The organism is Kitasatospora sp. NPDC050463 (assembly GCF_040655255.1).
Taxonomy (GTDB): domain Bacteria; phylum Actinomycetota; class Actinomycetes; order Streptomycetales; family Streptomycetaceae; genus Kitasatospora.
This window is the reverse complement of sequence record NZ_JBFAJO010000018.1, coordinates 14,348-38,445: the sequence shown is the minus strand read 5'-3', so window position 1 is coordinate 38,445 and position 24,098 is coordinate 14,348. Positions and strand designations below refer to the sequence as shown.

General features: G+C 75.1%; 23 protein-coding genes and 1 pseudogene. 16 read left to right on the top strand and 8 right to left on the bottom strand.

Going from position 1 to position 24,098, the window contains the following annotated elements; all coding sequences use genetic code 11:
• Positions 1-30 precede the first annotated feature (30 nt).
• On the top strand, positions 31-468 hold the full coding sequence (locus tag AB0J08_RS14075) for a YjbQ family protein (protein WP_360632130.1): 438 nt from the start codon (positions 31-33) through the stop codon (positions 466-468).
• A 24-nt stretch (positions 469-492) separates the two neighbouring features.
• On the opposite strand, the gene AB0J08_RS14070 is transcribed toward AB0J08_RS14075, so the two are convergent.
• The gene (locus AB0J08_RS14070; RefSeq protein ID WP_360632127.1) at positions 493-1,242 is read right to left on the bottom strand and encodes a DUF1990 domain-containing protein; all 750 of its coding nucleotides are present in this window, start codon (positions 1,240-1,242) and stop codon (positions 493-495) included.
• A 278-nt stretch (positions 1,243-1,520) separates the two neighbouring features.
• Between AB0J08_RS14070 and AB0J08_RS14065 the strand changes: the two genes are divergently transcribed.
• Positions 1,521-1,742, top strand: a complete 222-nt coding sequence (locus AB0J08_RS14065; RefSeq protein ID WP_360632124.1) for a hypothetical protein — start codon at positions 1,521-1,523, stop codon at positions 1,740-1,742.
• Between the two features lie 83 nt (positions 1,743-1,825).
• Here AB0J08_RS14065 and AB0J08_RS14060 read toward each other — a convergent pair whose 3' ends face one another.
• Positions 1,826-4,876 (bottom strand): SMC family ATPase, encoded by a 3,051-nt coding sequence (locus tag AB0J08_RS14060; RefSeq protein ID WP_360632121.1) that lies wholly within the window; start codon positions 4,874-4,876, stop codon positions 1,826-1,828.
• Positions 4,873-6,042, bottom strand: a complete 1,170-nt coding sequence (locus AB0J08_RS14055; protein WP_360632118.1) for an exonuclease SbcCD subunit D — start codon at positions 6,040-6,042, stop codon at positions 4,873-4,875. Before AB0J08_RS14055 ends, AB0J08_RS14060 begins: the two co-directional genes overlap by 4 nt.
• Before the next feature lie 529 nt (positions 6,043-6,571).
• Between AB0J08_RS14055 and AB0J08_RS14050 the strand changes: the two genes are divergently transcribed.
• The 4 genes from AB0J08_RS14050 (at position 6,572) to AB0J08_RS14035 (ending at position 9,852) form a co-directional block, all read left to right on the top strand.
• Positions 6,572-7,483 (top strand): hypothetical protein, encoded by a 912-nt coding sequence (locus AB0J08_RS14050; RefSeq protein WP_360632115.1) that lies wholly within the window; start codon positions 6,572-6,574, stop codon positions 7,481-7,483.
• Positions 7,484-7,688: 205 nt separating this feature from the next.
• Positions 7,689-8,357, top strand: a complete 669-nt coding sequence (locus AB0J08_RS14045) for a hypothetical protein (RefSeq protein ID WP_360632112.1) — start codon at positions 7,689-7,691, stop codon at positions 8,355-8,357.
• A 4-nt stretch (positions 8,358-8,361) separates the two neighbouring features.
• Complete coding sequence (locus AB0J08_RS14040; protein WP_360632109.1) at positions 8,362-8,832, top strand: glyoxalase; 471 nt, start codon at positions 8,362-8,364, stop codon at positions 8,830-8,832.
• 240 nt (positions 8,833-9,072) lie between these two features.
• Positions 9,073-9,852 carry an SGNH/GDSL hydrolase family protein gene (locus tag AB0J08_RS14035; RefSeq protein ID WP_360632394.1) on the top strand — a complete coding sequence of 260 codons (780 nt, stop codon included), beginning with the start codon at positions 9,073-9,075 and terminating at the stop codon, positions 9,850-9,852.
• Between the two features lie 106 nt (positions 9,853-9,958).
• On the opposite strand, the gene AB0J08_RS14030 is transcribed toward AB0J08_RS14035, so the two are convergent.
• The 3 genes from AB0J08_RS14030 to AB0J08_RS14020 all read right to left on the bottom strand — a co-directional run bounded on the left by AB0J08_RS14030 (position 9,959) and on the right by AB0J08_RS14020 (position 14,373).
• The gene (locus AB0J08_RS14030) at positions 9,959-10,837 is read right to left on the bottom strand and encodes a nitroreductase/quinone reductase family protein (protein WP_360632106.1); all 879 of its coding nucleotides are present in this window, start codon (positions 10,835-10,837) and stop codon (positions 9,959-9,961) included.
• Between the two features lie 366 nt (positions 10,838-11,203).
• The gene (locus tag AB0J08_RS14025) at positions 11,204-12,331 is read right to left on the bottom strand and encodes a polysaccharide deacetylase family protein (protein ID WP_360632103.1); all 1,128 of its coding nucleotides are present in this window, start codon (positions 12,329-12,331) and stop codon (positions 11,204-11,206) included.
• Positions 12,332-12,543: 212 nt separating this feature from the next.
• On the bottom strand, positions 12,544-14,373 hold the full coding sequence (locus AB0J08_RS14020) for an AMP-dependent synthetase/ligase (RefSeq protein ID WP_360632100.1): 1,830 nt from the start codon (positions 14,371-14,373) through the stop codon (positions 12,544-12,546).
• Between the two features lie 506 nt (positions 14,374-14,879).
• On the opposite strand from AB0J08_RS14020, the gene AB0J08_RS14015 reads away from it, so the two are divergent.
• The 8 genes and pseudogenes from AB0J08_RS14015 to AB0J08_RS13980 form a co-directional block, all read left to right on the top strand.
• On the top strand, positions 14,880-17,747 hold the full coding sequence (locus AB0J08_RS14015) for a nitrate- and nitrite sensing domain-containing protein (protein ID WP_360632097.1): 2,868 nt from the start codon (positions 14,880-14,882) through the stop codon (positions 17,745-17,747).
• A complete protein-coding gene (locus tag AB0J08_RS14010; RefSeq protein ID WP_329490565.1) occupies positions 17,744-18,163 on the top strand; it encodes a roadblock/LC7 domain-containing protein in 420 nt (139 codons plus the stop codon). The genes AB0J08_RS14015 and AB0J08_RS14010 overlap by 4 nt, the downstream gene beginning before the upstream one ends.
• Before the next feature lie 8 nt (positions 18,164-18,171).
• Positions 18,172-18,639 carry a DUF742 domain-containing protein gene (locus AB0J08_RS14005; RefSeq protein WP_360632094.1) on the top strand — a complete coding sequence of 156 codons (468 nt, stop codon included), beginning with the start codon at positions 18,172-18,174 and terminating at the stop codon, positions 18,637-18,639.
• 70 nt (positions 18,640-18,709) lie between these two features.
• Positions 18,710-19,258, top strand: coding sequence for an ATP/GTP-binding protein (locus AB0J08_RS14000; RefSeq protein WP_360632391.1), 549 nt, complete (start codon positions 18,710-18,712; stop codon positions 19,256-19,258).
• Positions 19,259-19,488: 230 nt separating this feature from the next.
• The gene (locus tag AB0J08_RS13995; RefSeq protein WP_360632091.1) at positions 19,489-19,620 is read left to right on the top strand and encodes a hypothetical protein; all 132 of its coding nucleotides are present in this window, start codon (positions 19,489-19,491) and stop codon (positions 19,618-19,620) included.
• Positions 19,621-19,872: 252 nt separating this feature from the next.
• Positions 19,873-20,001 (top strand): hypothetical protein, encoded by a 129-nt coding sequence (locus AB0J08_RS13990; protein WP_360632088.1) that lies wholly within the window; start codon positions 19,873-19,875, stop codon positions 19,999-20,001.
• Between the two features lie 325 nt (positions 20,002-20,326).
• Positions 20,327-20,935, top strand: a complete 609-nt coding sequence (locus tag AB0J08_RS13985; protein WP_360632388.1) for a winged helix-turn-helix domain-containing protein — start codon at positions 20,327-20,329, stop codon at positions 20,933-20,935.
• 145 nt (positions 20,936-21,080) lie between these two features.
• Positions 21,081-21,293, top strand: a pseudogene (locus AB0J08_RS13980) (alkanesulfonate monooxygenase); the annotation flags it as partial.
• On the opposite strand, the gene AB0J08_RS13975 reads toward AB0J08_RS13980, so the two are convergent.
• Together AB0J08_RS13975 and AB0J08_RS13970 are read right to left on the bottom strand one after the other, a co-directional pair.
• Positions 21,270-21,401 (bottom strand): hypothetical protein, encoded by a 132-nt coding sequence (locus AB0J08_RS13975; RefSeq protein WP_360632425.1) that lies wholly within the window; start codon positions 21,399-21,401, stop codon positions 21,270-21,272. The pseudogene AB0J08_RS13980 and the gene AB0J08_RS13975 overlap by 24 nt on opposite strands.
• Positions 21,402-21,523: 122 nt before the next feature.
• Positions 21,524-22,513 carry an aldo/keto reductase gene (locus AB0J08_RS13970; RefSeq protein ID WP_360632085.1) on the bottom strand — a complete coding sequence of 330 codons (990 nt, stop codon included), beginning with the start codon at positions 22,511-22,513 and terminating at the stop codon, positions 21,524-21,526.
• 379 nt (positions 22,514-22,892) lie between these two features.
• Here AB0J08_RS13970 and AB0J08_RS13965 point away from each other — a divergent pair, with 379 nt between their 5' ends.
• Together AB0J08_RS13965 and AB0J08_RS13960 are read left to right on the top strand one after the other, a co-directional pair.
• Positions 22,893-23,459, top strand: coding sequence for a TetR/AcrR family transcriptional regulator (locus AB0J08_RS13965; protein ID WP_360632082.1), 567 nt, complete (start codon positions 22,893-22,895; stop codon positions 23,457-23,459).
• Positions 23,460-23,516: 57 nt separating this feature from the next.
• On the top strand, positions 23,517-24,092 hold the full coding sequence (locus AB0J08_RS13960) for a DUF4865 family protein (protein ID WP_360632079.1): 576 nt from the start codon (positions 23,517-23,519) through the stop codon (positions 24,090-24,092).
• Positions 24,093-24,098 lie beyond the last annotated feature (6 nt).

Here is a 24,098-nt window from a genome sequence, read left to right as displayed (position 1 = left end):
TGCCCCCCGCCGTGGGTGAGGATGATGGTCATGGCGGACAACATCGACTCCACGCCCTTCCACTCCACCACCTTCGAGATCACGACCGGCAGTCGCGAGGTCGCCCTCGACATCACCGACCGCTGCGCCGAGTTCCTCAACGACCGAGCCGCCGGCCGCGACGGTCTGCTCAACGTCTTCGTGCCGCACGCCACGGCCGGAATCGCCGTCCTGGAGACCGGTTCGGGCAGCGACGACGACTTCCTCGCGACGCTGCGCGACCTGATCCCCGCGGACGACCGCTGGCGCCACCGGCACGGCAGCCCCGGTCACGGCCGTGACCACGTCGTCCCCGGCCTGGTCGCCCCGCACGCCACCCTGCCGGTGATCGGCGGCCAACTCGCGCTCGGCCTCTGGCAGTCCGTCGTCCTGATCGACACCAACGGTGACAACCCGCGCCGGACGGTCCGGCTCTCCTTCCTGGGCTGACCAGGGGCGCCCGGGGCCGACCGGCTAGCGCGCGGCGCCCGAGTCGTCGGGAAGGCCCGACGACTCGGGGTCGTCGGATGACTCGGGTACGCCGGTCGAATCGGGGTCGCCGGTCGAATCGGGGTCGCCGGTCGGCCTGGGGAATCCCCCGGCCGTCTCCACCCGGGCCGTCCTCCCGGGGGCCTGCGTCGCGGGCGCCGGGGGGACGGCCGCTGCGGGGGCGGCCGCCGTGGCCACGGCGGCGAGGTAGCGCTCGATCGCCAGGTACTGGCAGAGCACCGCAACCGGACGGCCGAGCCGCGCGTACCAGGAGGCGAGCCGGGCGAACGCGGTGACCTCGAACCAGACCTCACCCGAGGCGTCCATGCTCACCAGGAACGCCTCCTCGCCGCACTCCGGGTGCCCGGGCAGCGTCCCGTACGCGAAACCGATCCGGTCCGGCTCGTCCACCGTCCACACCACCCGGCAAGGGATCACCAGCCGGGGCCGCCGCAGCCCGGGCAGGCTCAGCCGCAGCAGGACGGTCGCGCCCTCCTCGGCCGGCGCGTACGGGTGGACGGCGAAGCCGCTGCCCAGCTGGCTGCCCCAACCGAGCACGTACCGCCCGGCCCGCTCCAGGACCTCGGGCCCGTGTCCGAGGTGGATCCGCCGCCGCAGGTGCGCGTAGCCCGCGGGCAACCGGGCGTCCCGGGTGGCGCCCACCTCCGGGTAGGTGGGGGAGGTGGCGCGGGCGGCGAGCAGACGCGGGTGGAGTGCGGTGGGCGCTTCGGGCATGGGCCCACCGTAACCGGGCCCGGCCGACGGGCCCGGGGCGGGTGGGCGAGCGGAGCGGCCTGCCCGGTGTACGGCCGGGGGCGTCGCTCGCGCCTCGGGGTCCTTGCGACGCCGCCCGGTTCTGTCCGCTGCCCCGTGTCGGCCGCCTCCCGGTCACCGCCCGCCGGGTCGGCTCGCCGGGCTCGGCGTGCCGTTCCGACCGCTGCCCTGCGGGCCGCCCGGCGCAGCTGCCGGGCCCGGCCTTGCCGCGGGGTCGGGGCGCGGAGTATCAAGGCGGCATGAGCGAAGCGGTGAAGAACGACGACGGCCCGGTCTGTGAACTCGCCCCGGGCGGAGCGGGGCCGGAGGCGGCCCTGGTGCACGATCCGGAGCTGACCGGGCCGCGCGCGGACTGCGTGCTGTGCGGCGAGCCGACGGAACTGCCCGCCGACCACCCCGGCAGCACGCTCTGCCCCGTCTGCACCTGGCAGCAGGCGCAGCGGATCGCCTGCTCCGGCTGACGGAGAGGCCCCCGAGTCCGAGCTCGGCGGTCCCGGTGCCTCGGGGCCCCGGGTTCGCCGGCCCCGGTGCCTCGGGGCCCCGCTCAGGTGTCCTCCCGCCCGGCCAGCGCCAGGGTGGAGCCCCGGCGGCCCTTGCGGACCATCAGCTGGGCCGGGATGCGGCTCTTCAGATCGGCGACGTGGCTGACGATGCCGACCGCGCGATCCCGTTCGCGCAGGCCGTCGAGGACGTCCATCACCTCCTCCAGGGCCTGCTCGTCCAGCGTGCCGAAGCCCTCGTCGATGAAGAGCGTGTCCAGTGGCATGCCGCCCGCCTCGTCGGTGACCACGTCGGCGAGACCGAGGGCGAGGGCGAGCGAGGCGAAGAAGCTCTCGCCGCCGGAGAGCGTCGAGGTGTCCCGCTCGGTGCCGGTCCAGGCGTCCACCACCCGCAGGGCGAGGCCCGAGCGCTTGTTGCCGGTGCCCAGGCCGTCGCTGTGGACCAGGGTGTAGCGGCCGCCCGACATCCGGACCAGGCGGGCGCTCGCCGCCGCCGCCACCTGCTCCAGCCGGGCCGCCAACACGTACGACTCCAGCCGCATCCGCAGCCGGTTCTCGGCGGAGGTGCCGGCGGCGACGGAGGCCAGCCGGTTGATCCGGGCGTAGCGGTCCAGGGCCGGGGCCAGCGAGGAGGCCAGCTCCGCCAGCTGCCGCCCGATCCCGGCCAGCGCCTTGCAGCGCTCGCCGGCCGCCTCGTGCGCGGCGTGCGCCCGGCGGAGCCGGTCGGTGGCCGCCAGGAGCTCGGCCTGCGTGCCGGGGACGTCGGCCGGCGGGCAGCCGGCCGCCTCGGCCAGCTCGGGCAGGGCCAGCTGCTGCTCCGCCGCGGCCAGCGCCGAGCGGTGCCGGGTCAGTCTGGCCTCCAGCCGGTCACGTTCCTCCCGGGGCAGCAGGACGGCCGTCGCCTCGTCCGGGCTCGGGAACCCGGCTGCCAAGGCGGCCCGGGCCAGCTCGTCGTCGGCCTCCTTCAGCCGCAGTGCCGCGTCCGCGCAGGCCCGAGCCGCGCCGGCGACCGCGGCCACACCCCCGGCCAGGCGGGCCAGCGCCGAGGCCCGGTCGGACACCGACGCCGCGTCGCCCCGGGCCGCGGCCACCCGGCGGGCCAGCTCCTCCTGCTCACCGCCGAGCGTCTGGATCCGGGCGGTCAGCGCGGCGGTGCGCTCACCGGCGTCGCGCAGCGCGCCCAGCTGGCGGGCCTGGTCCTGCGCCAGGCGCTCCAGCTCCCGGGTGACCGGTCCCAGCCCCTCGGCCGCCCGCAGCGCGTCGCGGTACTCGCGCTCCATCGAGCCCAGCGCCTCGGCGAGCGCCGCGACGCTCTCCGGCCCGGCCGCCCCGGCGGCGGTCGCCTCGCGCACCCGCAGGTCCGCCAGCTCCCGCTCGGCGGTGTCGGCCGCCTGTTCGGCGTGCGCCTGGGCGGCCCGGGCGCGCTCCTCGTCCTGCGCGCCGACCTGGCCGCTCGCCGGCCGGGCCGGCTCCGGATGCTCGGGCGAACCGCAGACCCGGCAGGCCTCGCCCGCCCGCAGCTGCGCCGCAAGCTCGGCGGCCATGCCGGTCAGCCGGCGCTCCCGGAGGTCCTGGCTGTGCTCGCGGGCGTCGAGTGCCTCGGTGCGCCGGGCGAGGGCCCGGGGCTCGGCCAGGGCGATCGCCGCCCGCAGCTCGTCCCGGCGGCGGGCGGCGGCCAGGCGCTCGGCCAGCTCGCCGTGCCGGACGTCCAGCTGCTCGACCCGGGTGCCGGCGGCCCGGGCGGCGGACTGCTCCTCCTGGAGCGCGGCGAGCCGGCCGTCGAAGTCGGCCAGCCAGTCGGCCGCCTCCTCGGCGAGCTCCTCGGCGCGCCGTCGGTCGGCCTCCAGAGACGCCTGCTCCCGGCGGAGCTCCGCGCACCGCTGCTCGTCGGCCCGGGCCGCCTCCAGCCGGACCACCTCGGCCCGCAACCGGTGCTCGGCCGCGGCGAGCTCCTCGGCCTCGGCACGGGCCAGTGCCCGGCCCTCGGCGGCCGGTGAGTCGGCCAGCGCGGCGCGGTGGCGGCGTTCCTCCTCGCGGGCCGCGCGGTGGGCCGCCCCGGCGGCCTCGCGCAGGTGCAGCACCGACTCCACCCCGACCGCCGCCCGGGCGGCGGTCAGCCTGTCGACGTCACGTTCCATCGCCGGCGCGCCCTCGGCGAGGCGGGCCGCCTCCAGGGCCGCCTCCCGGTGGCGGCGCTGGCGCCCGGCCAGCTCGTCGGCGGCATCGCGGGCCGCCTGGGCCCTGCGGTGGCCGGCCTCGGCACCGGCCAGCGCGGCACCGGCCACGGCGAGCTGCTCGGCGGCCCCACTGCGCAGGATCGCGGCCCAGCCGAGCACGCCGGAGGTCAGGTCGACGGCGGGGTGCGCGGACTCCTCCTCGGCGGGCACCCAGCCGGCGGCGGGTTCGGCCTGCGGGCCGGCCGCCTGCTCGGCCTTGCTCGCCAAGTCCCGCAGGCGCCGGCGGCCGGTCTGGACGGCGGCCTCGTGCGACCGGCGCTGCTCGGCCAGCCAGGCCTCGACGTGCTGGAACCGCTCGGTGTCGAACAGCCGCCTGAGCAGCTTGCCGCGTTCCTCGGAGTCGCCGCGCAGGAACCGGGCGAAGTCCCCCTGCGGCAGCAGCACCACCTGGCAGAACTGCTCCCGGCTCATCCCGATCAGCCGGTGGATCTCCTCCCCGGCCTCCTGATGCGACTTGCTGACCGCCCGCCAGCCCGGCGTACCGTCGCCGCTGTCGGCGGCCCACTCGCGCAGCAGCGTCTGGGCGCGCTCGACGGTCGTGCCCTTGCCGACCTTCTTGGGGCGCAGCTGCTCCGGCAGGCGGGTGATCTCCAGGCGGCGCCCGCCGAGCGTCAGCTCCAGCCGGACCTGGGTGAGCCGCACCGGATCGGCGTGGTCGCTGCGGAGCCGGGCGGCCCGCCGGGCGCCGGGCACCTCGCCGTAGAGGGCGAAGCAGACGGCGTCCAGCACACTGCTCTTGCCCGCGCCGGTGGCCCCGCGCAGCAGGAAGAGACCGCCGGCGGCGAGCGCGTCGAAGTCCACCGTCTCGGTGCCGGCGAACGGCCCGAAGGCGGTGACGGTCAGCTTGTGCAGTCTCATCGGGGCAGTTCCGCCTTCCGGTCGCCCGACTCCCGGACGGTCTCGAAGCCCTCCCGGAGCCAGCCCAGCTCGTCCGCGTCCGGCTCGGCGCCGGGGCGCACGTGCCGCAGGAAACCCTCGGCGATCTCCAGGTCCGCCCGGCCGCTGACCCGGGCCGCGTACGAGGGGGAGGCGGCCGCCCCGCTCTCCTGGGGGTCGAAGAGCAGCTGCAGGGTGTGCGGGAAGCGGCGGCGCAGCTGCTCCATCGGCTCGCTCGGGCGGCCCGGGTCCGTCAGGGTGGCCTGGACCCAGGACTGCTCGTGCTCGGCGTGCCGCGGGTCGGACAGCAGCTCGTCCAAGCGGCCGCGCAGGCGGGCCAGTGGGCGCGGCTGCGGGCAGTCGATCCGCTCGGCCTCGACCGAGCCGTCCGCCGCGAGGGCGACCAGCCACATGGTCTTGCGGTGGGTGGCCTCGGAGAAGGAGTAGGCGAGCGGCGAGCCGCTGTAGCGCAGGTGCGGGGCGAGCGTCTGGCAGCCGTGCAGGTGGCCCAGCGCGGCGTAGTGCACGCCGTCGAAGACGGACGCGGGGACGGCCGCGACGCCGCCGACCGCGATGTCCCGCTCGCTGTCGCTGGGTGCGCCGCCGGTGACGAAGGCGTGCGCCAGCACCACCGACCGGGTGCCCTCGGGGCGGGTCGCGAGGTCGGCCCGGACGGCGTCCATCGCCGCCCCGAGCACCGACGCGTGGCCGCCGCGCGCCAGCCCGAAGCGCTCGCGGACCAGCGTCGGCTCCAGATAGGGCAGTCCGTAGACGGCGACCGGCCCGTGCTCGTCGGACAGCAGGACGGGCACCGCACACTCGCCCGGGTCCGTCCGCAGGTGGACGCCGGCCCGGCCGATCAGGCCCGCGCCCACCCCCAGGCGGCGGGCCGAGTCGTGGTTGCCGCTGATGAACACCGTCGGCACACCCAGGTCGGCCAGCCGGTGCAGCACGTCGTCGAACAGGGCGACCGCCTCCAGACCGGGCAGGGCCCGGTCGTACACGTCGCCGGCGACGAGCACGGCGTCCACGCGCTCGGCCCGGACCACCGCCACGAGGTGGTCCAGGAAGGCGCGCTGGGCGTCGTGCAGGCTCTCCCGGTGGAAGGAGCGCCCGAGATGCCAGTCGGAGGTATGCAGCAGTCGCATGGTCCCCGACCATAACGTCCGGCACCGACAACGCGGGCCGGACCGGGATTCCCACCCGTCCGCGGGGCCTCCCGGGCGGTTGCTCAGGGTGGATTGTCAGTGACGGTGTGTATGTTCTCGATCGCCGGCCGCTTCGGGTCCCGGGGCGGCGCGGTACGAGCCCCTGGGAGGAACCATGTCCGTGCAGTTCCCGTTCTTCGACGGCTGTGAGGTCCGTGAGGTCCGCGAGGTCAGAGAGGTCCGTGAGGTCCGTGAGGCCGTCGCGTCCGGTGTCCGCGCGTCCGGTGTCCCCGAGCCCGCGGGGCGGGTCGGGCGGGGCCGGCGCCCGGCGCACGCCCGGGCGGGGCAGCGGCCGGGGCCGGGCGGTCCGTCCGCCGGAGGGCCGCCGGGTGGTCCGCCCGGTGGCCCTCCGTCCGGCGGCCGGCTCCCGGGCGGTCGGGCGGGTGGTCGGGCGGCCGGTGGTGGAGGCGGCGCCGGAGCCCGGCCCCGGCGACGGGGTGGCTCGCGCGGTACGCCGCCGCCGCAGCCGGTGGCGCTCGCGCTGGCCGTCCGCGCCGCCGACTTCGCCGAGCTGGCCCGGCACGGCCTGTTCGGCTCCCTCGCCTTCCGGGAGTACCTGCGGCGGACGGAGGCCGGGCTCCGGGCGCTGCGCGGGCAGGGCGTCGAGGTGCACCTGCGGGTGTTCGAGCCGGCCGACTACGAGGACTACTGCGAGGCGTTCGGCCTCGATCCCGGGTCGGCGGGCGCGCGCGTCGCGTACGCGGCCGACCCGGAGCTGGCCGGCGAGCCCTTCGTCTACGGCGGCGAGCGGCTGACCGAGCTGCTGCCGGTGCTGGCCGACGACCACCGGGCCCGGGTGCGGATCTCGATCGCCTGCGCCGCGCTGCTGGACGCGGTCGGCGACGATCCGTCCGGGCACGCGCGGCTGGTGGCCGTGATGCACCACGTCACCTCGGTCTACCTGGCCCTGGCCGAGGGCGCCGGGGAGGGCGGCCACCTGCTGACCCTGCGCTGCCACGGCCCCGAGGACGGCGAGCACCTCACCGCGGCGGCGGACGTGCGCACCGACGGCGGGCATCTCTTCGTCGGAGGCCGGGACGCCGAGGCGTTCTGCGCGACCCTGGCGGCCGGGGTGGCCCTCGGCGGCGCGGGCGCGCTCCTGCTGCACGCGGCCCCTCCGACGCCCGGTGGCCAGGTGGTGCGCGGCTGGGCCCTGGCGGCCGGCCGGTTGCGGCCGATGGCCGTCCGGGAGGTCGTCGACGCACTCGCCGACGATGCCGCCCTGGGCGTGCCCTTCCCGCCCGGGGCCGTTCCGCTGCCGGGCTTCCCGCTGCCCGCGCCGCCGGGGGCGCCGTCGTCGTCGGACGCGGAGCCGTGGCCCGGCGGGGCGTCGTCGGGCCCCGGCGACCTGGGCCCGGAGGGGGGTGAGTCGCTGCGCTGAGCACCCGGGTGAGGTCTCCGTGTCCACCAAGCGGCGCTGGGGACTGTTCATCGACCGCCTGTTCGGGGAAGATTTCGGGGAAGATCAACAGGAGAAGCGTGCGGTGCCCCACACCGCCGCCTCCCACCGCTCCGCCCTGTACCGCGCACGCAGGTCCTCCCCGCGCACCGCCGGTCCGGCGAGCCCGACACCGAAAGGGGGACGCATGAGCCGGATCGAGTACAGCGCGGAGATCGCCGAGCTGCTGGGCAAGGTGCGGCGGCGTCCCACGGCGGGCTGGCCGTGGCGGCCGGGCGAGCGGGTGCCGGCCGGGCTGCCGGTGAAGCAGTCGTGGGGCTGGCTGTTCGCGCCCGACGGCCGGGTGCTGACCCTGATCAACCCCAAGGACGGCATCGTCTCGCTCCCGGGCGGCTCGCTGGAGCCCGAGGACGACGGCGACCCGGGCTCCGCGCTGGCCCGCGAGGCGGCCGAGGAGGCCCAGGCGGCGATCGGCACGCCGTACTACCTCGGCTACCTCTACGACCGGGTCGGTTCGGCGAACGGCGGGCACGAGTGTGCCCGGGTCCGGATGGCCGCGGCGCTGCGGGCCGTCGGCCCCAGCGCGGCGGATCCGGCCTCGGGCCGGCACTACCGGCGGCTGCTGGTCGCTCCCGGCCTCGCGGTCGAGCTGCTCGGCTGGGGCGGGCCCGGCCTTCGCCAGGCGCGGGCGGCGGTCGCGGCCGGCGCCCGGTGGCTCGGGGTGCCCACGGCCGCCAACGAGGCGATCGAGGAGTTGCCGGTCGAGGGCTGCGAGGTCTTCCCCGGCGCGGTTCACCCCGGACCGGGTGCGGTCCTTCCGAGCCCCGGCGCCGGTCACCGCCCGGGTGGGGAGTGAAAGGGTGACGGTGCCGGATCCGGTGGGGCTCTTCCATCACGTCGAGCTCTGGGTGGACGACCTCGCCACCGCCGAGGCGCAGTGGTCCCCCGTGCTGCTCGCCCTCGGCTGCGAGCCGTTCCAGCACTGGCCCCGGGGCCGTAGCTGGCGCCTGGGGTCCGCCTATCTGGTGATCGAGCAGTCGTCCGCGCTGCTGCCGGGCGGCCATCAGCGCCTGCGCGCCGGGCTCAACCACCTCGCCGTGCACGGGTCGCGCTCGGCGGTGGCCGCCGCGCTCGCGGCGGGGTGGGCGGTCCGGGTGGACACCGGCGAGGCGGTGCACCTGATCGACGGTCAGGGCTTCGAACTGGAGATCGTCTGCGCGGTGGCTCAGAGTGCTCCCGCGACGTCCGCTGCTCCGTCGCAGGCTCCGGACTTCGCTCCCGCCCCGGATCCTGGCGCCGACGCGGATCCTGGTGCCGACACGGGTGGGTGACGGCCCGTCGGCCTCACGCCCGTCCCCCCGAACGGGGTATCGGCCACCGGCCCGGCCCGACGGCGCCGCCGGGGCCTGACCAGCGCACTTCCCGTATCACGCGGGGAAGTTCACTCCACCGTCGTCGGACGGACCGTCAATTGCCTTGGCATGACCACTTCCCGTGGTGGCTACTGCCTGGTATCACAGGTGTGACTCACGTCACTTCCTGGAGGTGCCATGCTACGCCCCACCCGTGCCATGTCCCTGGCCGCCCTCGCGGTCCTCCTCACGCTGACCACGCTCTTCACCGCCACATCCGCCAGTGCCGCCGGCATCAACTACGTCGCCCTGGGGGACTCCTACGCGTCCGGTCTCGGGGCCGGCAGCTACACGGCCGACAGCGGTAGCTGCAAGCGCAGCACCAACGCCTACCCGTACCTCTGGAAGAACGCGCACGCGCCGTCCTCCTTCTCCTTCGTCGCCTGCTCCGGCGCCAGAACCGGTGATGTGCTCAACAACCAGCTCTCGGCGTTGAACTCCGGCACCACGCTCGTCAGCATCAGCGTCGGCGGCAATGACGCGGGCTTCGCCAGCACCATGCAGACCTGTGTGCTGGACTCGGAGAGCGCCTGCCTCAACGCCGTCGCCACCGCGAAGGCCTACGCCACCGGCACCCTCCCCGGCCAGCTCGACCAGGTCTACGCGGCCATCCACGCCAAGGCGCCCAACGCCCGCGTGGTGGTGCTGGGCTACCCCCACCTCTACAAGATCGGCGGCAGCTGCATCTTCGGCATCGGTGACACCAAGCGTGCCGCGATCAACGGCGCGGCCGACACGCTCGACGGTGTCATCGCGAAGCGGGCCGCCGATGCCGGCTTCGCGTTCGGCGACGTCCGGAGCGCCTTCACCGAGCACGAGATCTGTGGTTCCCAGACCACTTGGCTGAACAGCACCACCCTGCCCGTGGAGGAGAGCTACCACCCGAAGGCCGTCGGCCAGTCGGGCGGCTACCTCCCGGTGTTCTCCGCGCAGGTGTAACCGGCGCGGTACCCGGGCGCCGGCCGGTCCCGTCCACCTCCGTGGCGGGGCCGGCCGGCGCAGTGGTCCCACCGCCGGGCTCACCGCCGGGCTCACCGCCCCGGGCTCACCGCGTCGGCGGGAACGGGACGCCGGCGAGCACCGGCAGCAACGCCTCCTCCTCGTAGGCCAGGTGAGCCTCCAGCTCGGTCGACATCCGGGTCAGCTCCGCCCGGAACCGCTGCGGATCGGCCGCCCCGATCCCGGACAGCAGGGCCACCAGTTCGTCCTTGATCCGGCCGACCACCCGGTGCTCCTCGCCCAGCCGGTCCAGCGTCTCGCGCAGCTGCGGGTGGCTCCGGGCCAGGGCGGGGAAGATCGCGGCGTCCTCACCGGTGTGATGGTGGGTCAGCCCCTCGCAGAACGCGAGGCAGTGCTGGCGCACCTGCAGCCCGAGGCCGGGCGGGCGGCCGTCCCCCGGCTGCCCGTCGGCGAAGTACGCGTCGACCTCCGCCCGCACGTGCCGCAGCTGGCCGCGCAGCCAGGTGTGCACCTCCAGCAGCTTGTCCGCGAGGTCGGCCACCTGGCGCGGCTCGGCCGTGTCCTGTTCCAGTACCACCACCGGCAGCACCCGCGTGGTGTGCGCCTGGTAGTCGCCGTAACCCGGTGCGGCCCGGACCGCCGCCTCGAACAGCTTGTCCCGCCGGGCGCCCTCGGCCGGCACCGCGATCGCCTCGAACACCTCGGTGCCGAGTTCCACCCGCACCACGGGGTGAGCCAGCAGATCGCGGTACCACTGCGGGTGGTCCGGCGCCCCGGCCGCAGACGCGACGACCAGCAGCAGACCGTCCGCGCGGATGTATCCGAGCGGCACCGTGTGCGCCTGCCCGGTCCGCGCGCCGGTGGTGGTCAGCAGCAGCAGGTCACCGCCCTCGAAGGGGCCGCCGACCCGCCCGGCGTTGGCACGGAATTCCTCGATGATCGTTTGATTGAAAGACATGGGCATACGCCTGTGGATTCTCCGGAACACGGGGAGTGAAGGCCACAGCGGCGCACCGGCTCGGACGCGGCAGGCAGCAAGGACGAAGCGAGCGCGCGGGCACCGCCGCAGCCACTTGCGTCAGATCAGGGGAGCGGAGTAAGAACTCATCGCGCATCGTCCCTCGGTGAAAGGTGCTCGCGCGGTCGCCGGCCGGCCCGGTTCTCTTTGGCCGACACCGCGCTGCACGCCCTCATTGAAGCCACCTGCTCCGCAATCTGTCAACGAGCGGGAACGGGCTTGAGCGGCTCGTCGGGGGTAGCCGGTCGGACCCGGGGGACAAGGCGGTGCGCCGTCGACCGAGCTGATCGGCCGGCGGCGCACCGGGGGCGGTCAGTGCAGGTAGGAGGTCAGGCCGGCGGGGGTCAGGCCGGCTGCGGTGGCGGCGGCGAGGGCGCGCTGGAGGTCTCCGGCGAGGGTGTCCGTCCAGTGGAGCAGCACGACGTCGCCGGGGGAGAGGGTGCCCTCGTGCCAGATGGTGGAGGCGCCCCAGCTGAAGTCGGCGTCGGCGGTCAGTACGGTGCGGATGCCGCAGTTGGCGGCGGCCTGCAGGGTGTCGGCGTTCCAGGTGAAGTACGGCGGGCGGAAGACGGTCGGGGCGGTGCCGAAGGTGCGGGTCAGGGCGTCGCGGGCGTCGCAGATCTCGACCTGCTGCGCGGCGGGGGAGAGCGTGGTCAGGTCCGGGTGGGAGACGCTGTGGTCCTGGACGGAGGAGCCGGGGACGGCGGTGACGCGCCGGAAGAAGTCCGGGTCGGTGGCGGCCGGCATCGGCAGCGGGAAGGCGGTGATCGGCAGCTGGTGGTCGGCGATGAACCGCTCCGCCTCGGGGGTGCGCTGCCAGCCGTCGTCCACGGTGAAGAAGACGACCCGGTCGCTGGTCGCCACCGTGCCGGCGGCGGTCGCGGGGGCGGCGGCCGGGCCGTCGACGCGGACGTCGTCGACGGCGAACGGGCCCTGCTGGTACCAGCCGTGGACGTACAGCCGCACGGTGCGCGCGGTGGGTCCGGTGGTGAAGCGGGCGGTGAGCTTCTGCCAGCCGCCGTTGGTGTTCTCCGTCCAGGCGGGGGCGACGTCACGGCCGGTGCCGGTGGCGCCGAGGTGGACGAACGCGCCGCGCACCCAGGCCGAGGCGGTGTAGGTGGTGTTGGGCTGGACCGAGACGGTCTGCGCGCACTCGCCGTTGGAGTCGTCGCCCGCCGGGGTGACGGCGAGGGCGGAGCCGCCGGAGTGCGGGGCGGTGGTGGTGACGCCCGCCTCGGCGGGGCCGCCGGTGCAGTGCCAGCCGGGGACGCTGCCCCAGTCGGCGAGCGAGGAGGCGGGGATCTCGAAGCCCGGGTTGGTGGCCAGGTTGACGGTGGGCGCCGCGGGCGCGCCGGGCGTGGGCTCGGCGGAGGCCGGCGCCGCGAGGCCGCAGACGGCGAGCAGCGTGCAGGCGGCCAGCGCCGACAGGCGCGAGGACATGGACACGTGAGACTCCTGCGTGGGGGCAGTGGGAACACACCCGTGGGGAGGGTGTGTGGAACGGGGTGGAGCGCTCCCCGAGGGGGTGGGAGCCGTCGGCGTGCCGCACTCGGACCGAGGCAAAACAATGGACTGGACCACTCGGATCGTCAAGGGAGTGGCGAGCCGCGGACGGGGCGTGCACCGTGCCGGGAAAGGGACAAGACGCACCGTCAGGTGGTGTAGAGCTCCTCGATGTCCGGCCGGTAGTACTCGGTGATCGCCGATCGTCGCAGTTTCAGCGAGGGCGTCAGCAGCCCCTGGTCGACGCCGAACTCGCGGGGCAGCAGGCGGAACGCGCGGATCGACTCGGCGCGCGAGACGGCGGTGTTCGCCGCGGCCACCGCCCGCTGGATCTCCGCGTGCAGCTGTTCGTCGGAGAGCACCGCCCACGGGTCCAGCTGCTCCCGCCCGTGCGACTTCAGCCAGTGCGCCAGTGCCGGCGGGTCGAGCGTGATCAGCGCGGCCACGTACGGGCGGTCGTCGCCGACCACCAGGCACTGCGAGACCAGCGGGTGCGACTGCACCCGTTCCTCCAGCGTGGCCGGGGCGAGGTTCTTGCCGCTGCTGGTGACGATCAGGTCCTTCTTGCGCCCGGTGAGGGTGAGGTAGCCGTCCTCATCCAGCCGGCCGAGGTCCCCGGTGCCGAACCAGCCGTCGTACAACGATTCCTCGGTGCACTCCGGGTGGTTGAGGTAGCCGCCGAAGACGCCGGCGCCGCGGACCCACACCTCGCCGTCGTCGGCGATGGCCACCGAGGCGCCGGGCACCGGCCGGCCGACCGTGCCCAGCTTCGGCCGGCCGGCCGGGTTGGCGGTGATCGCGGCGGAGGTCTCGGTCAGGCCGTAGCCCTCGTACAGGTCGAGGCCGATGCCGGTGAAGAACAGGGCGAGGTCCCGGTTGAGGGTCGAGCCGCCGCACATCACGCCCCGCACCCGGCCGCCGAGCACGGCCCGCAGCCGCTGGTAGACGGTCCGCTCGTACGCCAGGTGCCGCAGTCGCAGGCGGGGGCCGGGGCCGGGGCCGCTGCCCAGCGCGCGCTGCTCGCGGGCGGTCGCCCACTCGACGGCCACCTGCCGGGCCTGCTCGAAGAGTTCGCCGCGCCCGGCCTCCTCGGCCGCCCGCCGAACCTGCTGGAAGACCTTGTCGAAGACGTAGGGGACGAGGTGCAGGAAGGTCGGCTGGTAGGAGGCGAGCGCGGGCAGCAGGGCCTCGGTGGAGACCTCGGGGATGTGCCCGATCCGGAAGCCGCCGCGGATCGCCGCGATCTGCACCATCCGGCCGTAGACGTGCGCCAGCGGGAGGAAGAGCAGTGTGGACGGCTGGCCGCCGCCGGTGTCCGCGAAGACCTCGGCCCAGCCGTCGAGCAGGGCGTCGGCCGCCGAGGCCAGATTGGCGTGGGTGAGCAGGCAGCCCTTGGGCCGACCGGTGGTGCCGGAGGTGTAGACGACGGTGGCGACGTTCTCGGCCGAGACGCCGAGCCGCTGGCGGTGCACGAGCGAGTCGGGCACCCCGCGCCCGTCCTCCGTGATCGCGGCGACGCAGCCCCGGTCCAGCTGCCAGATGCCGGTGAGGTCGGGCAGCGCGTCGCAGACCGCGCCGACCGTCATGGCGTGGTCCTCGTCCTCGACCAGGCAGGCCACCGCCTGGGTCTCGGCAAGGATCCAGCGGACCTGCTCGGGCGCCGCGGTGGGGTAGATCGGGACGGTGATCGCGCCGATCGACCAGAGCGCGTAGTCGAACAGCGTCCACTCGTAGCGGGTGCGGGACATCAGCGCGACCCGGTCGCCGTACCGGACGCCCCGGGTCAGCAGGCCCTTGGCCAGCGCCAGCACCTCGTCCCGGAAGGCGGTCGCGGTGACCTCGTGCCACTGCGGGTCACCGTCCACCCGGCGGGCCAACTGGACCAGGTCGGACGTGCGTTCGGCGGTGTCGTAGAGCGAGTCGGCCAGCCCGCCGGTGGCCGGGGGCCCGGCCGGCGCGGGGGAGGTGAACTCGCGCACATTGCCCCCGATCCCGTTGTGGCCCCTGCCTGCCGGGCCCGTACGGGCGTCCGGATCGGCGGCGCGCTGAACGGTCGGGCAGGTGGAGCGAAACTATCGGATTGCTCTGTCACTGCCCAGGGTTGTGACCGTGGCGCGACGAGATCGGCACCTGCCCGTGTGGAAAGTGCCGTAACGGGGGATGGCTGGGAGGGGTGCCCAAGGGGTGAATCCGGGATGTCCGGGATGATTCGGACATGATCGGGGCGGGGGTGGGGAGAGGGCGGGTTCGACCCTCGAACGAGTGGTCAGGGCGTAGTAGGCTCTCGCAGACCTGCGGCCGGGGCCTTCCGGCCGGGCCTGCTCCAACCCTCGAAAACCCCGAACGAAACCCCGCGGGAACACCACCCCGCAGGGCCCGCAGAACCCCGCACCGCCGCCCTACCGCCACCACCCGCCCCGTCTCTGCCGACCGTCCCTTCGAACCGCTCCCCGTCCGCGCCTGGCACTTCCCGACCGAGGACTCCATGCGTCTGCGCAGCAGCTCGATCCGCGCGAAGATCATCGCGCTGCTCCTGGTGCCCATCGTCGCGCTCACCGCCCTGTGGGTGTACGCGACCCTCGCCACCACCGGAGACGTCTGGAGCCAGCTGGCGGTCAGCAGTACGTACAGGGAGTTCGGCAAGCCGGTCGACCAGTACGCCTACGACCTGCAGAACGAGCGCCGCGCCGCCGTCCAGCGGCTGGCCGATCCGGCTTCGCAGGCCGCCCGGGACGCCTTCGAGCGGGCCCAGGCCGTCACCGACCGGGACCTCGCGGTGCTGCGGGAGAAGAAGACCGGGGACGGCGGCAAGCTCGACACGGCGCAGCGCGGCCGGTACCTGCAGATCCTCGCGGCCGCCGACCAGCTGACCCCGCTGCGCAGCCAGATCAGCCGCTCCTCGCTCAACTGGGAGTTCGCGCTCGGCCAGTACGGCGACCTGGTCAAGCCCACCTTCGGCTTCCGGTCCGCCTTCGTCGCCCGCCAGAGCGGCCAGCTGCCCCGTCAGGGGACGATCCTGATCGAGCTGGCCCGGGCCCGCGAGTACCTCTCCCAGGAGGACGCGGCGATGGAGGGCCTGCGCACCGCCCCCGGCCGGCCCACCGCCGAGCAGTACCAGGTCGCGCTGGACGCCCTGCACAACCAGCAGGCGCTGTTCACCGTCTACATCGCCGAGCTCGACCCGGTCGACCAGAGCGACTACATCGCGCTGCGCGGCGGCGAGGCCTGGGCGGCGCTGTCCCGGGCCGAGGCCGACTTCGTGGGCGCGGGCGGGCCGGAGCGGGTGGTCCAGGCGATCAACGGCGACTCCTGGCGGGAGACCGCCGACCGGGCGCTGGGCGACCTCGCCGCGATCAACACCCGGCTGGCGGGCGCGATCGGCGACCGCGAGCGCTCGTACGCGATCGGGCTGCTCTGGCGCGGCGGCATCGCCGGTGCGATCGGTCTGGTCGCCGTGGTGCTGTCGGTGATGATCTCCTACCGAATAGGCCGGGGCCTGGCCCGCGAGCTGATCGGCCTGCGCAACGCCGCCAACGAGCTGGCCGGCACCCGGCTGCCCTCGGTGATGCTGAGGCTGCGCCGGGGCGAGGCGGTGGACGTCGCGACCGAGGCGCCGGAGCTGCAGTTCGGCCCGGCCGAGATCGGCCAGGTCGGGCGGGCGATCAACGCCGTCCAGCGGGCCGCCGTCGAGGCGGCCGTCGAACAGGCCGATCTGCGGCGCGGGGTCTCGGCCGTCTTCGTGAACCTGGCCCGCCGCAGCCAGGTGCTGCTGCACCGCCAGCTGACGCTGCTGGACACCATGGAGCGCCGCACCGAGGATCCGGCGGAGCTGGAGGACCTCTTCAAGGTCGACCACCTCACCACCCGCATGCGCCGCCACGCCGAAGGCCTGATCATCCTGGCGGGGGGCTCCCCGGGGCGGGCCTGGCGCAAGCCGGTGCGGATGGTGGACGTGGTCCGCGCCGCCGTCGGCGAGGTGGAGGACTACGCCCGGGTGATCGTCCGGCCGTTCCCCGGCACCGGGCTGCTCGGCAGTGCGGTCGCGGACGTCACCCACCTGGTCGCCGAACTGGTCGAGAACGCCGCCGTCTACTCCCCGCCGAGCACCCAGGTGACCGTCCAGGGCGAGGTGGTGGCGCACGGATTCGCGCTGGAGATCGACGACCGGGGGCTCGGGCTGAGCGAGCAGGCGCTCGCCGAGATCAACGAACGCCTCGCGGTGGAGCAGGAGTTCGACCTCGCGGACACCGACCGCCTGGGCCTGTTCGTGGTCAGCCGGCTGGCCCGGCGGCACGGCATCCGGGTCCACCTGCGGCCGTCGCCGTACGGGGGGACGACCGCGGTGGTGCTGATCCCGCGCGAGCTGCTGGCGGACGCGTCGGACGGGTCGGCGGCGGCCGGGGCGGCGCCCGGTCGGCGTGCGGTGCCGGCCCGGCACGGTGAGCGCGACCTGGCCGTGGTGCCCGCGCCGGGCGACTCGGGCACCAGGGGCGGGGCCGACGTGAGCGGTACGGCCGACGGCGGGGCCGGGGCCGGGGTGGAGAGCCGCCGGGCCGGCGGGACGCAGTCCGACCAGGGCGGACGGCACCGGGGGAGCGGTGGCCCGCGTCCCTCGGCGCCCGAAACGGCCCGTACCCCGGGCGGTCTGCCGCGCCGGGCCCGGAACAGGAGCGGGCCCACGCCGGTGACGGCGTCGCCCGACGAGGACGTCCGGGGCTCCGGCCGCCACCGCCGGGAGGGCCTGGCCGCGTCGGTGGCCGCCGAGGCCGGCTCGCCGGACGTCGTCGCCCGCCGTCGGGACGGCGCTGCCGCCGACACCACGGGCAGCACGCCGGTCGAGCGGCCGCAGCAGGCCGCGCGGGCCGCCGAGCCGCTGCCGGCCGTGCGGGCCGCCGAGCAGTCGCGGCCGACCGGCCGGCGCCCCGACGGGCCCGGCCCGCTGCCGCGCCGCGTCCGGCAGGCCAGCCTCGCGCCCCAGCTCAGGGAGCGCGCCGTCCAGCAGCCCGAGCGGCCCGCTGCCGAGACCCTCCGCGAGCGCTCGCCGGAGGAGGCGCGGGCGACGTTCGCCTCCTTCCAGCGCGGCTTCACCCGGGGGCGCGGATCCGCCGCCCCGGCGCCGACCCCGCCCGCCGGCGTGCCCGGCCGCCAGCCGTCGGACCAGACCCGTCGCGCGATCACCCCGGCGCCGGCTCCCGCTGCCCTGTCCGCCCCGCCGCCCGGCGACCGGGCCCCGCTCGCGCGCCGGGTGCCGGGCGGCCCGCTCGCCCCGCGCGCCACAGAGACAACACCCTCAACACCCGCAGTACAGGCACCACCCGCACCACCCGCTCCAGCGGAAGGAAGAGATTCATGACCACTTCGACGCAGTCGTCCGGGGACCTCAACTGGCTTCTCGACGATCTCGTGGGGCGCGTCGCGGCCCTGCGGCACGCGGTGATCCTGTCCAGCGACGGACTGGCCACCGGGGCCTCCCGCGACCTCGACCGCGAGGACGCCGAGCACCTGGCCGCCGTCGCGGCCGGCTTCCACAGCCTGGCCAAGGGCGCCGGCGGGCACTTCAAGGTCGGCGGCGTCCGCCAGACCATGGTCGAGCTGGACGAGGCCTTCCTCTTCATCACCGCGGCCGGCGACGGCAGCTGCCTGGCGGTGCTGAGCGAGGCCGAGGCCGACATCGGCCAGATCGCCTACGAGATGGCCCTGCTGGTCAAGCGGGTCGGCGAGCACATGGCCGCCGAGCCGCGCACCGAAGCCGCCCCGCCGGGGAGATGAGCGGTTCGATGGCGGAGGAGGAGGCGGAGCTGGAACAGGGGGACCTGGTCGGGGACGAGTCCGAGGTCGACCTGTTCCAGCCGCGCACCCCGGTCGACGACCGGTGGTTCGACGACGACGCCGGCCCGGTGGTGCGGCTGTACTCGATGACCCGGGGTCGCACCCGTCCGGTCGAGGACGGTCTGTTCGACCTGATCTCACTGATCACCGCCGCCGAACCCGCGCCGCAGGCCGGGGCCGTGCCCGCGCCCGTGCTCGACCCGGAGCACCAGACCCTCCTGGACTGGTGCCGCCGCGAGCCGCTGTCCGTCGCCGAGCTCGGCTCCTACACCGACCTGCCGGTCAGTGTGGTCCGCGTGCTGCTCGGCGATCTGTACGACGCCGAGCTGATCAGCGTCACCCGACCCGTTCCGCTCGCCGAGCTGCCGGACGAGCGCCTGCTGCGAGACGTGATCGATGGACTCCGTGCGCTCTGACCACCATGAGAACGCCGCCGCCGGTGCCACGGCCAACGACCCGCGCTGGCGCGGTGGTCCGGCGGCCGCGGTGAAGATCCTGGTCGCGGGCGGCTTCGGCGCGGGCAAGACCACGCTGGTCGGCGCGGTCAGCGAGATCCGCCCGCTGCGCACCGAGGAGGAGCTGAGCGAACTCGGCCGCCCGGTGGACGACACGGCGGGGGTGGAGGCCAAACGGACCACCACCGTGGCGATGGACTTCGGCCGGATCGACCTGCGCGCCGGGCTCGCGCTCTACCTGTTCGGTACCCCGGGCCAGGACCGGTTCTGGTTCGTCTGGGACGAGCTGGCGCGTGGCGCGCTCGGTGCGGTGGTACTCGCCGACACCCGCCGACTGGCGGACTGCTTCCCCTCGGTGGACTTCTTCGAGCAGCGCGGCATCCCCTTCGTGGTGGCCGTGAACTGCTTCGACGGCACCGAGCTGTTCGCCGTGGAGGAGGTCCGGGACGCCCTCGATCTGGACCCGGGGATCCCGGTGCTGCTCTGTGACGCCCGCCGGCGCGAGGACGGCAAGGACGTGCTGGTCGCCCTGGTCGAGCACGCCGGTGCGCGGCGCCGGCGCACCCCGGGGCGGGCCTGACCGGCGCGGCGCCGACGAACCGACGTCTCATTCGGGCGTCCGCATGCCGGACGGACGGCGGGCGGAAGGTTGCCTTGAGCCGGTCCGGCGTGGAAGGCTCTGGGACGAAGGCCGCCCGGCCCTGCCGTCGGGACGCCTCGGAGCACACCGGAACGCCGCAGGTACCGCCGCGGCGCACCACGGGCGCGGCCGCGCGCAGTCGTGTTCAGGACCAGGGGGAGGGCAGTACCGTGACCGTCGACCACCGCCGCGCCGTCGCCGAGCCCGCCCCGGTCACACCGGCCCTGACGATCCGCCGGTACATCGACCAGGCGCTGATCTGCAGCGCCTGCTGTCGTGGCGGATCGGCCCGCCCCCGGTAGTCCGACGGATCTCCCGGCCCGACCCGCCTGCCACGGCTGTCGCGCCATGTTCTGACCGTCCGTCAACTCGTCGACCCGGTCGCACCGGACGCCCTGTCCGGCGTGTTCCCGTTGCCCGGACCCGCTTCGCGGAGAGCACCAGTGAACCTCGCCCGCCCCACCTCCACCCCCGCTGCCGCCGAGCCCGTCGGCGCGCCGGGAGCGTCGCACCGAGCGCGGTGCAACGGTCCGTTCACATGGTTCAATAGGCGCATGAGCAACGTCGTGGACAGCAGCCGAGGTCACCTCGACCTCGAGCCGTTCTGGCCGTCCCGGCAGCCGCACCTGTTCGACCAGACGTGTCCGGGTTCGCCCAGCGCGTCCCGGCTCTCCGCCCGCTGACCTCGGTTCAGCCTCCGGCGGTACGCCCGGTCGACGCGCAGACGACTCCACCCCGTCCGTCACGCGCGAAATGAGCGGCACCATGTCTTCTTCCTCCACGGCCACCCTTCCCCTGCCCGCCGCGACCCCGCACCTGCGCGCGGTCCGCTCCGTTCCCTCGAACGCCGAACGATGGCACGGCGGGACGATCCCGCAGCACTCCGCCGCCCCGCAGCGCCAGGCGGCCCCGCAGTACCCGGGCGCCGGCCAGGCCCCGTCGCACGTCCTGACGCACGCCCCGGCCCCGGCGCCGCAGACCGGCCAGGTCGTACCGCCGCCGCAGGCGCTGCTCGCGGCGCTGCCGGAGGGGGCCACCGTGGTGGCCGCGCTCCCGCAGGGCTCGCTGCCGCAGGCTCTGCTCGCCCAGTACGGCGCGCAGTTCGGCGGTGCGGCCGGTCACCCGATGGTCGGCTACCTGGTGCTGGTGCCCGCTGAGAGCGGTGGGCCGTTCGGTGGGGCCGTTCCCGCGGCTGCCGTCCAGAACGGCCCGGGTCCGGCCGCGCACGCGCAGGCCGCCCAGGGGCAGGGCCGGGCCCAGGACCGGCTCCAGGGTCGGGTCGAGGCGCAGGTGGCGGCGCCGGCCGCCGTCCGTCCGGTCCGGCCCGCCGGTCACGGCATCGCCGTCGACGTCGAGCGCCGCAACGCCTACGTCGACGGGCGGCTGCTCGACCTCACCTACCTGGAGTTCGAGCTGCTGGCACACCTGACCGAGCACCCGCAGCGGGTGCACACCCGTGACCACCTGGTCTCCGCCGTCTGGGGCTACGGCCACGTCGGCGACGGCCGCACGGTTGACGTGCACGTGGCGCGCCTGCGCCGCAAGCTCGGCGCGGCCTACCGGGACAGCATCGTGACGGTCCGCCGGGTGGGCTACAAGTACACGCCGGTGGCGTGATCCGCCGCCGATTCCCATGGTGCGGGCCGGGCGTTCCTCCGAACGCCCGGCCCGCAGCCGTGTGGTGACCTCTCGTCGGTTCTGCCGGGTCGGGAGGCAGCAGCAGGACGGCGAGTGCGGCCGCGCAGGTCCGCGCGTGCCCGAGGAGTTGGAGAGCCATCCGGATCTCCGACCCGGGGCGAGCCTGGGCCGCGCCGGCCCCGGTACCGCGGTGGGCGGCTCGACCGTCCGGGCCGTCGAGCGCCTCCGGGAGTTCGAGTCGCTCGGCGTGGACACCTTCGTCCTCTCCGGCGAGTCGCTGCTCGAAGAGGCCCACCGGGTCGCCGGGGCGGTGCTACCCGCGCTCGGCGTCGGCCGCCGCCAGCGGATAGCGGAAGGTCCCCGGCAGGAGGGGGAACGGCACGGGCGAGGTCAGCGCCAGTTGCCGGGCGAAGCGCGCCAGGGTGCGCAGGAGGATCGTCCGCACGGGGACTCCCGGGGTCTCGAAGGACGTGTGCGGACGGTACAACGCCCGAAGTCCCGGCAGGTCACGCGGTGCGGCCCGAGACGGCTCGGCACACACCGGACGACCTGCCGGGGCGGGGCGGTTCAGCGGCTGAGCGCGTCGATCTCCGCCAGCTCCTCGGCGGTCAGCGGGCCGCCGTTCAGCGCGTCGATGTTCTGGTCGAGCTGGGCCACGCTGCTCGCGCCGATGATCACCGACACCACCCGGTCGTCCCGCAGGACCCAGGAGAGGGCCAGCTGGGCGAGGGTCTGCCCGCGCCGCTCCGCCACCTTGGCGAGCGAGCGCAACTGCTCCAGCTTCGGACCGGTCAGCGCCTCCTCCTTCAGGAACCGCCCGACCGACATCCGCGACCCGGCCGGCACGTCGCCGGAGAGGTAACGGTCCGTCAGTAGGCCCTGGGCGAGCGGGGAGTAGGCGATCAGGCTGGTCCGGGTGTCGCCCACCGCGTCCAGTACCCCCTCCTCCACGGAGCGGTTGAGGATCGAGTAGGCGGACTGGTTCAGCAGTACCGGGCTGCCCAGCTCGCGCAGGATCTCCACCGCCTCCCGGTGCTGCTCCGCCGGGTAGTTGGAGATCCCCGCGTAGAGGGCCTTCCCCGAGCGCACCGCCGCGTCCAGCGCGCCCATCGTCTCCTCGAGCGGGGTGTCCGGGTCGTAGCGGTGCGAGTAGAAGACGTCCACGTAGTCCAGGCCCATCCGGCCCAGTGACTGGTCCAGGCTGGCCAGCAGGTACTTGCGGCTGCCGCCGTTGCCGTACGGGCCGGGCCACATGTCCCAGCCCGCCTTGCTGGCGATGAACAGCTCGTCCCGGTAGGGGCGGAAGTCCTGCGCGAAGAGGTAGCCGAAGTTGCGCTCGGCGCTGCCGTACGGCGGGCCGTAGTTGTTCGCCAGGTCGAAGTGGGTGATGCCCCGGTCGAAGGCGCGGCGCAGTACCGCCCGCTGCACCTCCAGCGGTTGGGCGTCACCGAAGTTGTGCCACAGGCCGAGCGAGACGGCGGGCAGCTGGACGCCACTGCGGCCGGCCCGGCGGAAGGTCATCGAGGCGTAGCGGTCATCCGCGGCGAGGTACGTCATGCCGGACATCCTGCCAGGAATACCGCCCGGTCGAGCTCCGGCCCGTCCTGGATCCCGTCCGGGACGCCGAGGACCACGCGGTGGGACGCCGAGGGCCACGCGGTGCTCGGCCAACTCTCCGGCGGCCGAATCGAACTGATCGTCGGCAAGGGCGACGGCCCGCGCCACTTCGACCCGTTCGGACTGCCGGAGGAACGCCGGTGCGGCGCGGCGTACCGGGGGGCGGTGGTCACGCGGGGCCGTGGACCGGGGGACGGTGGTCACGCGGGGCCGTGGACCGCCGGGGCGGCCCACGGCCCACCCACGTCCGCAGGACCCGGCCGACATTCTGTACCTACTGGTATGTACAGCTGTACGTACCAGTAGGTACAGTGGCGGCATGGCAACCCAGGACCGCCTCATCGAGAGCACCCAGGAACTCCTCTGGGAACGCGGCTACGTCGGTACCAGCCCCAAGGCCATCCAGCAGCGCGCCGGCGTCGGCCAGGGCAGCATGTACCACCACTTCGCCGGCAAACCCGACCTCGCCGCCGCCGCCCTGCGCCGCAGCGCCGAGCAACTGCGTGCCCTCGCCGAGGCGGATCTGACCGCCCCCGGCACCGCCTACGAGCGGATCGCCGGCTATCTCGGCCGCGAGCGCGACGTGCTGCGCGGCTGCCGGATCGGCCGGATGGCGCAGGATCCGGACGTCGTCGCCGACCCGCAGCTGCGCGCCCCGGTCGAGGACACCTTCGACTGGCTGCGCGGCCGGCTCGCCGAGGTGATCGCGGAGGGTCAGGCCGCGGGTGAACTCACCCCCTCCGTCGACCCGGCCGACACCGCCGCCGCCGTGGTCGCCGTCGTCCAGGGCGGCTACGTGCTCGCCCGCGCGGCCGGGCGGGCCGAGCCCTTCGACCAGGCCGTCCGGGGCGCCCTGGGGCTGCTCGCCGCCTACCGCACCGACTGAGAGCCGCTCGGCCCGGCCTGCCCCAGCCCTTTCCGAAGCCCTCGCGAGGAGCCCGCCGTGCACGCGATGCAGTACGAGATCACCTTCCCCGCCGACTACGACATGGGGATCATCCACCGCCGGGTCGCCGCCAAGGGCCACCTGCTTGACGCCCACCCGGGCCTCGGCCTCAAGGCGTACCTGGTCCGCGAGTGCGGCCAGGACCTCTCGCCCGTCAACCAGTACGCCCCGTTCTATCTCTGGCGCACCCCCGAGGGCATGAACAGCTTCCTCTGGGGCCCGGGCTTCCGGGGCCTGAGCGCCGACTTCGGCCGCCCGGCCGTCCGGCACTGGCTCGGCGCCGGTCTGCGCCGCGGCACCGCGGACGGGGCCGCGGCGTCCGCCACCCGCCACCTCGAACGACTCCCGGAGGGCACCGACCCGGCCGAGGCCGTCGAGGCCGCGCTCGCGTCCCTGCCCGACGGCCCCGCCCTGCACACGGCCGCCGTGGCCGTCGACCCCGACCGCTGGGAGCTGCTGCGCGTCGCGCTCTGGAACGGCCCCGCGCCCGAGGCCGCCCCGGGCACCCGCTACCGGGTGCTGCACCTGTCCAGCCCCGAACTCGACCGGCTGCCCGCCGGCCGCCACTGGTGAAAGGAC

Coding starts and splice junctions, on each gene's coding strand:
- AB0J08_RS14035 (WP_360632394.1), top strand. CDS start 9,073: ATGTCCCTGGCCGCCCTCGCGGTCCTCCTCACGCTGACCACGCTCTTC.
- AB0J08_RS14025 (WP_360632103.1), bottom strand. CDS start 12,331: ATGTCCTCGCGCCTGTCGGCGCTGGCCGCCTGCACGCTGCTCGCCGTC.
- AB0J08_RS14060 (WP_360632121.1), bottom strand. CDS start 4,876: ATGAGACTGCACAAGCTGACCGTCACCGCCTTCGGGCCGTTCGCCGGC.
- AB0J08_RS14010 (WP_329490565.1), top strand. CDS start 17,744: ATGACCACTTCGACGCAGTCGTCCGGGGACCTCAACTGGCTTCTCGAC.
- AB0J08_RS14070 (WP_360632127.1), bottom strand. CDS start 1,242: ATGCCCGAAGCGCCCACCGCACTCCACCCGCGTCTGCTCGCCGCCCGC.
- AB0J08_RS14005 (WP_360632094.1), top strand. CDS start 18,172: ATGGCGGAGGAGGAGGCGGAGCTGGAACAGGGGGACCTGGTCGGGGAC.
- AB0J08_RS13965 (WP_360632082.1), top strand. CDS start 22,893: ATGGCAACCCAGGACCGCCTCATCGAGAGCACCCAGGAACTCCTCTGG.
- AB0J08_RS13970 (WP_360632085.1), bottom strand. CDS start 22,513: ATGACGTACCTCGCCGCGGATGACCGCTACGCCTCGATGACCTTCCGC.
- AB0J08_RS13990 (WP_360632088.1), top strand. CDS start 19,873: ATGAGCAACGTCGTGGACAGCAGCCGAGGTCACCTCGACCTCGAGCCG.
- AB0J08_RS14015 (WP_360632097.1), top strand. CDS start 14,880: ATGCGTCTGCGCAGCAGCTCGATCCGCGCGAAGATCATCGCGCTGCTC.
- AB0J08_RS14030 (WP_360632106.1), bottom strand. CDS start 10,837: ATGCCCATGTCTTTCAATCAAACGATCATCGAGGAATTCCGTGCCAAC.
- AB0J08_RS14075 (WP_360632130.1), top strand. CDS start 31: ATGGCGGACAACATCGACTCCACGCCCTTCCACTCCACCACCTTCGAG.
- AB0J08_RS14045 (WP_360632112.1), top strand. CDS start 7,689: ATGAGCCGGATCGAGTACAGCGCGGAGATCGCCGAGCTGCTGGGCAAG.
- AB0J08_RS14065 (WP_360632124.1), top strand. CDS start 1,521: ATGAGCGAAGCGGTGAAGAACGACGACGGCCCGGTCTGTGAACTCGCC.
- AB0J08_RS14055 (WP_360632118.1), bottom strand. CDS start 6,042: ATGCGACTGCTGCATACCTCCGACTGGCATCTCGGGCGCTCCTTCCAC.